This window comes from Bradyrhizobium sp. CCBAU 51627, from assembly GCF_028128765.1.
Classification (GTDB): domain Bacteria; phylum Pseudomonadota; class Alphaproteobacteria; order Rhizobiales; family Xanthobacteraceae; genus Bradyrhizobium.
This window is the reverse complement of record NZ_LBJG01000004.1, coordinates 25,812-38,731: the sequence shown is the minus strand read 5'-3', so window position 1 is coordinate 38,731 and position 12,920 is coordinate 25,812. Positions and strand designations below refer to the sequence as shown.

Below are 12,920 nucleotides of genomic sequence, written 5' to 3'. Positions count from 1 at the left end.
AACCCGTTGGGTCGGATCCACAAGCGCCCAGACGGCTGGCGCGGCCCTAAGAGGCCACCGTCCCGCCTCGACGCTAGCGGGCCACTGCTGCGCCTCGAAGCAAATCGACCACCTTGAAAGCCGCCCGGCCCTGCCCGTATTCATCAATGTCCTTCCGATCCAGAAAATCCGCCCCTCGCCAGAGCCGGTTCCAGCCATGCTCGACCGTCTCCGTCCACTCGGTTTCGTCCCGCAGCGTGACGCAGGGCACGCGGTGGAAATAGGCCTCCTTCTGAAGTCCTCCGGAATCGGTATACAGCTCCACGGCGTGATGCAGCAGCTTTGCCATGTCGACGTAGCCGAGAGGCCTGATGACTTGAAGGCCATTCAGATCCACTCCCATTCGGGTTGCCGCCAAACGCGTTCGAGGGTGGAGCGGTATCACCACCGGCAGCCTGCGCGATTTTTCCCGGAGAAACTCTACAACCGCACGCAACTGCCGTGGATCGTCGGTATTCTCTGCACGATGGACCGTCGCGAGTGCATACGCGTCGGGTTTGAGACCCAGCTTCGAGAGGATCGTTGAACTCCGTTCGGCCTTGCCGATCGCGAACAAGGTCGCATCGTACATCACATCTCCGATGTGATGTACGCCCTTGGTGACCCCCTCGGCTGCAAGATTCGCAACCGCGGTAGTCGTGGGACAGAGGTGCAGTATCGACAGATGGTCCGTAACAAGCCGGTTGATTTCTTCCGGCATGCGACGGTTGAACGAGCGCAGGCCCGCCTCGACGTGAGCGACGGGAATGTGCAACTTGGCCGCCGCCAATGATCCGGCCAAGGTCGAATTGGTGTCGCCGTAGACGACAACCCAGTCGGGCTTCTCCGACTGAAGGATCGGCTCGATCGCCATCAGCATCCGCCCGGTCATTTCGCCATGGCCGCCGCCGTTGATATCGAGGTGGTACTGCGGCTTCGGAATCCCCAACTCCTCGAAGAATACGTCAGACATGTCGGCGTCGAAATGCTGCCCGGTATGAACCATGATTTCGGACAGCCCGCTCGTCTCCCGGATGGCGCGGCTGACCGTCGCCGCCTTGATGAACTGCGGCCGCGCGCCGACGATGGTGAGGACTTTAAGGGCCATGGGCTCGGCTCAAACGGTTTGTCACGACAGTCCGGCAGAATGCGTTTCTTCCGAAGCCAATATCTTCCGCAAACCTTCCTCAAAGGAGGTAAACCTCTTCAATTCGTATCGCGAAGCGAGACGGCTCAGGTCGGGAACGATATCCGCTGCTGGAACATCTACGATCTCAAACTTCGGTTCGACCTGCAAATGCTGGCCGATGGCATCGGCAATCTGTCGAATCGAGAGGGTCTCCGGCGTGGCTACATTCAGTGTTTCTGTCCAAGACGAAGCGACACTCGCAAGAATAACGTCTACGATATCGTCGATGAACGTGGGCGCGAGGCGAATGCCGTCTTCGTTTCCCGCGAGCCGAACGGCCTTGCCGCATCGAACACGGCGGATCAAATCCGGTATGAGCCGATCGCGTTGTCCGGGACCGTAAGGAAAGAACAACCGCAGGACAGTCGTGGCGAACAAGCTGGAGAACGGCTTCGCGAGAATTTCAGGCGCGAGCTTGCTTGCACCGAGGAAACCGCTCGGAGCCAGTGCGGCATCCTCCCGCAATGCAGCCGCGAACGGTTCATATACCGCACCGGAGGACAGCAGGCAGAATTGCTTGACGGAAGCTCGAGCCGCCCATTCCAGCAACAGCATCGTCATTCCGACGTTGACAAGAAACATCTCTCGACAATCCGCGGGGAACTGACGGTAGTTGCGCGACTGCGCCGCGTGGATCACCGCGTCGACGGTTTTTGGAAACGTGTCAGGCTCGATCGCCTTCGTGCCGTCCCAGGCGATCTTCGTGCCGAAGCCAACCGACGTTCCCGGCCGGCATACGCAGAACAGCTCATGACCTTCGGCCACCAACCGCGCGCCGAGGGCGGAGCCGACAAAGCCGGTGCTGCCGGTCAACAAGATCCGCATGCTCGTATCAGGCCGCTGGCTTGGTCAGCAGAACGGAGATGCCGTTTGGGTTCGCATCGTTGAAGGCATACGTCTTCACTCCTAGCTCTTTCAACCAACCCTCGACCTCATCGTTCGTGTGCTGCCAAGCATTGTGCGGATGGTACCAATCGAAATTGACCATGTTGTTCGTTTCGTAGTCGAAGGCTTCGTTCCAGAAGCACTTCAGGAAATTGTAGTAAAACAATCGCTGAACGTTGTGCGTTCCAGCGGGAATTCCGAGCACCGGAATCGGCTTCTCGAGGGTGATCGTTGCGTTAAGTCGAGACAATTCCCGGCCGAGATCCGTGATCCCCTCACACGCCGCGTAGCACTCCTCGGGCGAGAGCGGCATGAAGTTTTGGCGCACGTAGTCATCGCTGAACACGCGCACGGCGCCCATCTTCCGATAAACGTAGAAAAAGAACTGCCCGCCCGGCCGCACCTTCCGGTAAAGGGCCTCAACGGCCGATCTGGTGTTCGGGGTGTGATGCAGCACGCCATCGGCAATGATGAAGTCGAACGTGTTGTCCTCGAACGGGGCCTCCATGAGATCGGCTTGCACGACAGAACAATTGTTCAAGTCCCGTGTGTTCTCAAACGTCGTCAGCGCTGCATCCGATACGTCAAGGGCGAACACCTCCCCAGGGCAATTCTCCGCGATGAACCTGGTGTTGAAGCCAGAGCCAGGTCCGACTTCCAGGACGCGCCTTTTGCTACCATAGAATTCCTTGAGCGCGGCCAAATCCGGCACGCCCAACTTCTTGCAGTACCAGCCGAACAGGAACTCCTTGTGCTCCGGTTGCAGCCCGTACTGCTTGAAACGGCGCCATTTGTCCGAGAAAGTCTGGTTGGTTTTGGCTTGCTCGCGTGCTTCGGGCCGGCTTGGCGGCGCCGCTGGCTTCTGCAAGCCGTGGCGCGCGCAAAACTCCGTCAGATCGGGCTGCATAGGTCCGCTCAGGAAACACGGCACGCCCTGGAAGATCGGATACCACAGGGAGCGATCAGGCGTCCGAAGGATGCCTTCGATCACATGGCCTTCCTGCTCGGTGAAGACTTCCAACTGAAGCTCTTTTCCGCTCGGACGGAGAAGGTGCTGGCTAACCGTTCGCATGAGTAGAATTTCCCGAAATTGCAATTAGTGGAGCGCGCCACCATAGGCGTTGTATTGCTTGCACCACGACTCGAAGCTGAGAAGGCACCAGATCAGGGCAACATGGTTCGCCTTCCCCTCGAAATGCTCGTTCAATATCCCCCGCACGTAGCCGTACTGGAGTATGCCTCGCCGCTCAATTCGAGATTCGGACAGTTGGTCCTCGATCCAGGAACGAAGAGCTCCCCTGTACCAAGAAGCGTCCGGAGGACCAAATCCCATCTTCGGCTTCCGATAGATCATATCGGGAACGAGGGGCCGGACGGCCTCACGAAACAAGATCTTGCCCGTGATGCCGTCCGACAACAGCTTCCAATCGACGTCGAACAGGTAATCGACAAGCTCATTGTCAAGGAGCGGAACTCTCGCCTCGAGAGAGTGCGCCATGGACAACTTGTCTTCCAGGGACAATAGACCCGGAAGGTAGGTCGTCAAATCGACATGCATGACGACGTCCCAGGGATCTTTCGACGGAGCGCCCTCTATGGCTCGCCCGATTGCAGTGAGCGGATCAAAGCCATCTGCCGCCCGCAAGAACTCGGGCGTGAAGGCCTCCTTGATCCGAGCAGCTACGATCGGAACATTCAGGGACGACCGATAGAGTGCCAAACCATCTTTTGGCGATTGGCCTCGTCCCAGCGCTGATCTCACACATTGGAGAATGCGATGCGCTATCGACGGCGGCGGGCGCCTCGGCACGATCGCGTATCTGCCGACATATCCGCCGGTCACTTCGTCACCACCAGTCCCCGAAAGGACAACCTTGGCATCTTGGGCGACCCGCTGTGCGATCAGATAATTGACATACGCCATCCCCATGCGGGGATATTCGAGCGCTGCAATGGTAGCGTCCAGGGTGGTGGCCAATGCATTCTGCGGGACGACGAATTCGGTACGCTCGATATTCAGCTTCTCTGCTATCGCGCGCGAGAATTCGCGTTCGTCAACAAAGCTGTCTTCTCCTACGTTCTCAAGATCAAAAATGCAGGAGTAAGCGCGGACGATCGGATCGATCTTATGAGCGCCCGACGTGACGGCCGAGCTATCGATGCCGCCGGACAGATACGCCATGACAGGCACGTCGGCGGCCAGTTGCCGCCTGAGCGCGCTCTGCAGAATATCCGCGAATTCGGTTGATGCCTGCGCGAGGCTTGGCGAACGCGTTCGTTTGTAGACGGGGGACCAGTAGGTACCACCGGAGCGCCGTCCGACCGTGAACCGTTCGAACGTTCCGGGCTTGAGGAGACGAACACCGCGGAAAGGCGTGCGTCCTTCCCAGTTATTCATCAGCGTGAAGTATTCAAGCGTTGCCGAGGGCTCAACCTCGTTGCGGATCAATCCGCTCGCAAGCAGTGCCCGTACCTCCGATCCGAAGAGGATGCCTTGGCTCGGCAGATTGGCGAGATAGACGGGCTTGATTCCGTATCGATCGCGGGCAATCACCAGTTCACGCTGGCTCTCGTCCCAAATGGCACACGCGAACATGCCATTGAGCCGCCCGAACAAACTTTCTTGCCATTGCTCCCAGCCGTGAACCAGCACTTCGGTGTCGGAGTGGTCGGTCTTGAAGACATGTCCGGCGGCCTGCAGTTCCCGTCTCAATTCACGATGATTGTAGATCTCACCGTTAAAGACCACCCAGACCCGCCCGTCCTCGTTCGGCATCGGCTGATTACCGGTGGCAATATCAACGATTGCGAGCCGACGAAAGCCCAGCGCCACGTCCGAAGACAAATGGTAGCCGCAGTCGTCGGGACCGCGGTGCACGATGCTCGCGGTCATGCGCTGTATGCGACTGTCCGCGTCGACGCACGAGCCGAAATGCAAAATGCCGGCGATGCCGCACATATCAATTACCCGGTTCGAGGGCGTCCGCCGTCAGCACAAATGCGCTGTCCGGGCGGCGGTACGCCGCGATCATAGCGGCTGCAATTTTATCAGGATCGTGCCAACGCTCCACGTAGCGCCGCGCGCGCTTTCCGAATTCCGTCCACTCGCTCCGCTGCTCGAGAATTCTCGCAAGATTATCCTCGAGCCGACCAGGATCGAGATTCAAGATCGCAAGGTCATCCCGCATGGCCTTAGGAACGAATTTCAAATCGTCTTCCCGGATGTAGCAGGCCACCGGCTTTCCCATAGCCATCATCTCAACCGCGAAGCCGCCGTACCAGCCTGCAAGCACCTGGTCAATGGCGAGATCTGCCGAACGATAGATGGCCATCGCCTCTTCGTGCGTCTTCTTCTCGACAAGGATCAGCTCAAAATCGAACCGCGATTTCAAACGCTCCAGCGCATCCAGAATCATGCTGGTGCCCTTGATGCTCGCATCACTTGGCGCATGAACTATCCTGGGCCTGCCCTGCGATGAAGGATAATCCGGCGCAAAGGCGGCTATCTCGACATTGGCGTAGGGTAGAAACTGCCCGTCGCGCACGAAATGTCCCAGCTCGGGATTTAGATAAAACACACGATCGAACAGCGGCAGGATATGCTCTACGAGATAGCCTCGGCGGGCATCAAGAATGTTGACGCAGGTCTCATAGGCCGAACAACGGCCGCTGGCGCACATCGTCCATTGATTGCGCAGATTGCCGTTCGCCGCCATCCTGACGTCGCAGCCTTGCAATGTCATGAAGATCTTCTTGCGTAGCAGCTTGGCGAACCTGAGGTCGGTCGTGAGCAAGCGTCTAAACAAGCGCGCACGGTAGCCCTCATCCGAAAGCGAATATCCGGGATAGAGGAACGTTGCGCCGAAGTAGTAATGCAGCACGTCGTATCGCAAGAGGCTCCACAATCCGAACATCGCGCTGCGCATCGATTTCTTGAAGCTGCTGTCGGCGTCGTCGCTCAGAATTCGGTCCGCGGGATAGCGAAGCCAGGTTCCGCTTCGTACCACAAGATCGCTGGCGCTGCCCCGACGCCGCTCGGCCCGCGAGAGCGACCAGGGTTGATTGCCGATGTTGAAGGGGCCGTGAAGGACTCTCATGAATTCCGACGAGCAATCTGCGCGCAATTGCCAGCAGGGCAAATTGCGAGTTTATAGCTCTTCCCTCGACGTCGAAGGCTCAATGGGCTGCGAACCTGCGAGGTACTGCCGGTAGGCACGTAGTTGCAGTTCGACAATCCGTTTCGCGGAGTGAAGGCGCTGGATCCACGTGGCGCCAGCCTCCCCGAGCTGTTGCATGTCGCCGGGATCCGATGCGATTCTGCGGAGCGCCACGGCGATTTCGTTGTCGCTGGAAGCCTGCAGGACCGGAGGTGACTGGGAAAAGAACTCCGCGGCAGAACCGGAATCTATATGGGTGATCACAGGTCTTCCGAGCGCCAAGGCTTCGAAGGTTATGCCCCCGAAGGATGGAAGAACGAACTGATCCAACACGGCGTGACTCGACAGGTACGCTTGCCAAAGTTGGGGTTTACGCATCGGGTCCATCCACTGCACCCTGCCTTCCAGACCCAGGCTGCGCACCAGTTCGCGAGATGCCTGGAGATCGCGGCCCCACGCGATCATCGCCAGTCGCAATCGGCTGTCTTCGCGGGCGACGGTAGCGAAGGCCCGGATCAGCCTGTCATTGCCCTTCACCAGGCTGGGGTCAGCGTCCAGCCAGTCATGCCTGGCTGGATGAAAGAACAAGATGCGGTCGTCGGGAGGACGAATTGCCGGGTTTGCCTTCTTGAACTCCACGAGCTTCTTGTCGTCGAATGCGTGCGGAAGAGGTGTAATGCGGCTGCTTGGGATTCCGAGCCGCCTCGCGGCCGACAGACAATCGATGTTGGTGACCAGGACGTGTTGGGCTCCGAGAAACACCGTCCTCGCCAAGCGTCCGAGGCTGTCATCCTGGAACGGGATCGCCCTGAGGGTTCCATGCTCATACGCGAGATAGGGATGATGGGCCAGCAACGGCCAAGCGCCGTCAGTCGAATATGCCTGGATAACATCGAAATGGTCGAACAACCGGATCAGAGGCGCCAACCGAGCTCGATAGCTGGCAAGATCGCTTTCGCGCAGCGGCGATAGCTGGACGGGGGCTTGTTCCGAAATCACCGCGAGCCGCGCCAGCTCTACCTTCTGGTCCCCGCCCGAAAAGGCCCGCAATGCCCCAAGCGCGGAACGTCGAGCAAAACGTTTTGCTCTCTGGCCGTAGCGTACCGCGCGCGCGTACGCCGTTTGCGAAGACACTCTCCGACGCGCACGGTCAAGGGAATGACGCAGTTGCTCCGCCAGCACTTCTTGTCCCGTGACCTCCGCCTCGATCATTGCACAGCAAAGCTCGAGCGGACCAGAAGCAAACCAGCCAGGACGCAAATAACCTTTGAGATCCAGGCTTGACCAATTCGGAAAAAAGGGATCGCCAAGATCACCGTCGAAGTTCGCCTCCTCCCACTCGGGACAGGCCATGATGTGATAGTTCTCATAAGCCAGGACGTAAGCATCAATCCCGTGCTGGCGTTGGATCCGGGCATTGTTGAATGCGTTATTCGCGATATTGCCCACGTGCAGCACGCGCAAGGGCCGGCCGTGCCGCCCCCTGAACGAGCTGTACCAATCAAAACCGTCATCCTGTGGTGCGGAGGAGATCCCGTCGATCGCGGTCCCCATGGCCGTCGGCCCCTTTTCCTGCAACCTGGTCATGAACTGCCAGCCGGCACGCGACCGGACTTGTACGGGAGAAGCTCCCCGCCGACCCGGAATGGATGTTGCCAATCGTTGACCTGCGAAATGGAGCTCCGCCGGGCCGCCTCTTGCTCTTGCGCTCGCCGGATGCGATCGACGACGGGACGAGGGAAATCCGCGGTCTCACAATAGAGCCGGCCAAGTCGCGCCGCGACTGCCGAAATTGAGTGCCATCGCTCGACATACCGCCTACCCTGCTCGCCGATCGCGCGAAGGCGATCTCGATTGCAGATGGTCCAGCGCAGGACCTCATCGAGCTGGTCCGGAGTTGTATTGATTATCGGGCATTCTTCAGGAGCCTCGACGAGGTCCGCACTTCTGACGAAGCTCAGCACGGGCTTGCCGAGTGCCATTGCTTCGAGTGCAGTATAGCCATAGGCACCGCCGATAAATTGATCGGCAACGATGTCGCTCGCTGCAAATAGCGCCATCACTTCGGTGTTGGGAACCCCCTGGATTTTTCGATATTCAATCTGGTGCCCCTGAGCCCGCAGTCTCTCGACAGCCTCTTCAAGATATTTCGATCCCTTGAAATGGGTGTGGTTTGGCGCGTGCGCGATTCGCAGCGGCCCCACGTCCGAAACGGATTCGGCTGGTTTGATCTGCTCTACCGCCAGAGGCCAGTAATTGACGTGCTTTGCGCCCGGGAGGTAGGCAAGCATGTCGCCAAGCGACACCAAAGCCGTCGCGTACTTTCTCAGCTCCGAAACGAATTCTTGCATCTTGGCGTCATCACAAACGCAATATTTCGACGCCTCGCTGCAATCAATGCAGAAATTCCATCTGCCGAGCGCTAGGGTGGCGTTGCGGGTCCGAACGTCTGCACCATACGTGTAGATGTAGATGCGCTTTCCTGCGTCGCGCAACGCCCTTAGTTCTTCGAAGCTGATCTGGAACCGGACGCCGGAGTCGAGCAGACCGCGGTCGGCAAAAAAGTGAAAGACGTCAAATCGCAGCAAGGCCCAGGCAAGAACCAAGCGCTGGTATGAGGCGCTTTGCCCCCACCGCAGAGCTCTCGTAAACGGCCGTTCAAGATTGATATCGAATGCGGAGGTTATCACGTAAGTGCCATAGACAAGAGAGCTCGAGCAAAAGCCGAGCACCCGGTCCGCCCTCGCTTTCAGCGGAAGCGTCAGAATCGGGGTTGTTCCCCACAATGTGCGAACTTCCCCGCGTCGCAGCCGCCGTGACGCAAGTTTCGGCCCCAGGACGACAGCGATCCTCACTGCTATCCTCGATAGGGCCGTCCCCATCCAAGTAGCGAGCCGGCGCAAGCTTCTGCCTGGCCACCTCATAACGCCATGCAGTGCATAAACGTAGGGAGAAAGCTTCCGTCGAACGCGCTGCGGAACAATCAGCCGCGCGCGCGATTGGAGCAGCCACATCATTTCGAGGGTCCACGCCTTGCACCGAGCGCGTCCGACAATCCGCCGTACAACGAGACCAGCTTGCGCCATTCGGATGCAGCATCCAAACGGCCAAGAGCGCTCTTGGCGTTAGCAGCGAAGCTCAGCCGCAATTCCTGTTCCCGCACGAGGCGATTTAGCGCGAGCGCAATCGAATTCGGATCATAAGGATCGAACGTCAAACCAACATTGTGCTCCTCCACGAGGCGTTTGGCTTCTGGATAATTGGCAACGAGCACCGGAAGATCGGCAGCCAGATATTCAAAGATCTTGTTGGGCAGCGCGAAAGTGAAGTTTCGGCACAATGCCGGGAGCGTCCAAATGCCCGCGTCCGCGCCCCTGGCAGCCGCCACGACGTCGCTTGACGGAACCGCCGGTACGAGCTTGAGCCTGTCTTCGGCGCCGACCCGTCGGGCCAACGACAGATAGTCGGTCCCAAAGAGATCCAAAGACGGACCACGAATGACGAAAATGCATTCGGGCACCTGGGCCAGCGCTTCGATGATAGGCTCGATCAGGCGCGTCGGACCAGTGCCTCCCTGCCACAACAAGACGAAGCTCGATTCAGGCAGCCCAAGTTGCTGCTTGAGAGGAGGGTAGTCGCGCGACGGGGTTCTCGAAATATCCGGAATGTTTCTTATGACGACGGGGCGCGCACCGCCGAGTTCGGTGTGCATCGCATCAGCGATCGAGTCGCACACGGTAACCGTGGCCGACGCCTCCGCGAGGCACCGACGTTCCAATTCCTGAAGCTCGCGCTTCCAGTCGTCCCGATAAGGAACCCAGGCCGACGCAGCGACATCCCAATGGACATTCTCGGAAAACCATTCGTGAAAATCGACCACGAGGTGCGCGCCCCGATACCTCGCAGCCGCCATCGCCGCATAAGCGGTCGATAGATCATGGGCGTGAAACGCAAACGGTTTGGTCCTGACGGCCGCCGCATAGAGGAGATCGGCACGGAAACCCGGCTGTTCCGACATGAATGAAGCCGCCGTCCAGTCGATGTGTTGTATGGATACCCCCGGCCCCCAGTCCAACACCGTTGCAGCACTGGAGCCCTGGTAGAGTTCGGGACAAATGACCGTCACTCCAAATCCGGCGGACGCCAGCGCCCTCGCCTCTCGCTCGACCCGAGGATCGACCCTGAGATCCGAGACGACCAGCATGGTGACATCACGTCCCGCCGCCTTGCGCCCAATCCTCCCCGCCAACGCGTGTCCCTCCGCTGCCGCTTGCATCTTGGGATATCGCGCATTCGCGAGCCACCGGCCAAACCCTGCAGGAGCGCTCCGCAGGCGAACGAAGCACGAATAGACCGGAAGCAATGCGCGGTGGAGCGGTGGGTACCGTTTGACGACCGATTTGAGTGGGCCGAGCATGCTCTTACTTTGTGTTTGCATAACCACTCGCAGCGAACGTTATTACCATTGACCAGAAAGCAGCTTGCGGTAGGCCGTGCATTGCAAAGCAACAATTCGTTCTGCCGAATGATAAGTTGTCATCCAGTGTGATGCGGCGGGACCGCGGCCTTTGCTGTCGAGCGGGTCGTCCAAAACTTCCCGCAGCCGAACTGCGCATTCCGCAACCGAGCGAGCCGTAAGACAAGGCGGCGATTGGCCGAAAAACAACGCGGTCTGCGCAACATCAATCGCGGAAATGAGCCGGACACCGAGCGCCATAGTTTCGAATCCAACGCCACCAAGGGCCGGAACGATGAACTGATCGACCACGGCGTGTGAGGCGCAATAGCGCCGCCACAGCTCACGTTTCGACATCGTCGGAACCCACTCCACCATCCCCGAAAGCCCAAGCTGTTCAATCAGAGCCTTGCTTTCGGCCACCTCCTGTCCCCATTCGACGAATACGAGCCTGAAATCCCTTTGTTCTCGTGCAAGCTCCGCAGCCGCCCGAATGACGACGTCATTGCCCTTCAGCCAGGACGTATTGCCGTTTCTCCAATGGTGGCGCGTGGGACTGAAGAAGATCACCGGTCCACTCTTCGGCGGCGCAAGCTCGGGATGCGCCGCTCGGAAGTCGCGCAACTTTCGGTCATCGAACGCATGCGGCAAGTAAAACACCCGCTCCGGCTTCAACTTCAGCCGCTCCACCGACGGGAGCACATCGGAATTCGTGACAAATACCGCAGGAGCACGCTGGAAAGTGAAGCGACAGATCAGACCGGTGAGATTGCTCTCGAACGGAATCTCGCGAAGCGTTCCGTGCTCGTAGCAACAGAAATTCCTGACGCCGTTTACCAAAGGTATCAGCCCATCGATAGAATATCCCTGAATGACATCGTAATGGGAAAGGATACTTTCGAACGTTCTTGGATGGTGAGTGATATACTCGTCGCGATAACTGAGCGAATCTCCGTCGAGTTCGACCGGATCGTTTCTGATTTCCTCGAGCAGCGAGTCGATCTCTTTGGCCCGCGTTGCGGGATCCGGCCTGGATTGCTCGATGCAGCCTGGCTGCGCGGGGGCAAGCAGCCTGACTAACATCCGTTCCACAACCAATGTGCGCGCGATCAATGCACGCACCAACCAAGGTGCCCACACGGACCAGCGCGCCTGCAGTTTCCTGACATTCGACCGGTGTAGCGCGAGGCCGGCCCGATCCTGCAGATCGACCTGCCGCTCCCTCACCGACAAGGGCAGCTGCCGCCTTAACCAGCGCGATCGCAGGTTCCTGACGCCATCCCGATGCGCCGCGAGCGCAACGCGATCCTGCATGTCGACTTCGCGGCGGCCCCTCAATCTGAGCCATGCCGCGACCGACATCCGATCGAGCCAGCTCGGCTCCGAGCCCTCGCTGCGACCAAGGACGCCATTCGCCACCGCCAATCCGAGCCAAATCCTGTACACTGTCAAGCGCTTCGCATGTTGGACCTGGTCCTGCGCGCCGACGTGCCGCCCTCTCCGCATCTTCAACCATGTGACAGCCGACATACGATCGAACCACGTCGGCTCCGCGCCATCACTGCGACCGATGATTCCATTCGCCACCGATGTTCCGAGCCAGATCTTGTAGGGCGTGAGGGACCCTTCTTTCAGCAAGGCGGATTGGAGCGTACGCTCAGCGGTCCTGAGCCAGAGCAAGAACTGCAATCGTGCCGGGATAAATTTCGTAATTGGAGGTTTGGAACCAGCGCTTCGCGCGTCCTCGAGCGCTGCCAACTCGAGTTCCAACCACTTCAGGTAAGTCGCGAGTCTCCGCCCAGCATTCCTATGATGCAGATATTCCGAGCACAGAACCGACGGCCCTTGAGCGAACCAAGCCGGCCGCTTCCACCCCCTCAGGCTCGTTGCCCACCAGTCCGGCCGAAAGTGATCTTGCTCAATGGCGGAAGCGCCCTCGCGAATCGCCGCGTCTTCCCACTCCGGGCACCCCATGATGTGATAGTAGTTGTAGCACAGCACGTCCGCTTCGATACCGAACTTTCGCTGGATGCATGCATTGTTGTACGCGTTGTTCGCTATGTTGCCGATATGGAGCACGCGCAGCGGCCGTCCCATCTTCGCGGCGAAACGATTGATCAACGCGAGCGCATCAGCGTTTTCACGCGCGATCCTCTGGCTGGCGTCGTTGAGTTCGCCTTCGTCCGCAGGTCGCATTTGAGCATCCGGCATCGGC

At 59.0% G+C, this 12,920-nt stretch carries 9 protein-coding genes; all 9 read right to left on the bottom strand.

What is annotated here, in order from left to right:
* Window positions 1-73: 73 nt before the first annotated feature.
* On the bottom strand, window positions 74-1,126 hold the full coding sequence (gene wecB / locus XH88_RS01915) for a non-hydrolyzing UDP-N-acetylglucosamine 2-epimerase (RefSeq protein WP_271613727.1): 1,053 nt from the start codon (window positions 1,124-1,126) through the stop codon (window positions 74-76).
* A 21-nt stretch (window positions 1,127-1,147) separates the two neighbouring features.
* Window positions 1,148-2,032 (bottom strand): NAD-dependent epimerase/dehydratase family protein, encoded by an 885-nt coding sequence (locus tag XH88_RS01910; protein WP_271613726.1) that lies wholly within the window; start codon window positions 2,030-2,032, stop codon window positions 1,148-1,150.
* A 7-nt stretch (window positions 2,033-2,039) separates the two neighbouring features.
* Entirely contained in the window at window positions 2,040-3,113 is a 1,074-nt protein-coding gene (locus XH88_RS01905; protein ID WP_271613725.1) for a class I SAM-dependent methyltransferase, read from the bottom strand.
* Between the two features lie 75 nt (window positions 3,114-3,188).
* The gene (asnB, locus tag XH88_RS01900; protein ID WP_271613724.1) at window positions 3,189-5,051 is read right to left on the bottom strand and encodes an asparagine synthase (glutamine-hydrolyzing); all 1,863 of its coding nucleotides are present in this window, start codon (window positions 5,049-5,051) and stop codon (window positions 3,189-3,191) included.
* 1 nt (window position 5,052) lies between these two features.
* The gene (locus XH88_RS01895; RefSeq protein WP_271613723.1) at window positions 5,053-6,189 is read right to left on the bottom strand and encodes a glycosyltransferase; all 1,137 of its coding nucleotides are present in this window, start codon (window positions 6,187-6,189) and stop codon (window positions 5,053-5,055) included.
* Window positions 6,190-6,240: 51 nt separating this feature from the next.
* Complete coding sequence (locus XH88_RS01890; protein WP_271613722.1) at window positions 6,241-7,836, bottom strand: glycosyltransferase family 4 protein; 1,596 nt, start codon at window positions 7,834-7,836, stop codon at window positions 6,241-6,243.
* The gene (locus XH88_RS01885; protein WP_271613721.1) at window positions 7,833-9,035 is read right to left on the bottom strand and encodes a glycosyltransferase; all 1,203 of its coding nucleotides are present in this window, start codon (window positions 9,033-9,035) and stop codon (window positions 7,833-7,835) included. The genes XH88_RS01890 and XH88_RS01885 overlap by 4 nt, the downstream gene beginning before the upstream one ends.
* A 227-nt stretch (window positions 9,036-9,262) precedes the next feature.
* Complete coding sequence (locus tag XH88_RS01880) at window positions 9,263-10,453, bottom strand: glycosyltransferase (protein WP_271613720.1); 1,191 nt, start codon at window positions 10,451-10,453, stop codon at window positions 9,263-9,265.
* 255 nt (window positions 10,454-10,708) lie between these two features.
* Complete coding sequence (locus XH88_RS01875; protein ID WP_271613719.1) at window positions 10,709-12,901, bottom strand: glycosyltransferase; 2,193 nt, start codon at window positions 12,899-12,901, stop codon at window positions 10,709-10,711.
* Window positions 12,902-12,920 lie beyond the last annotated feature (19 nt).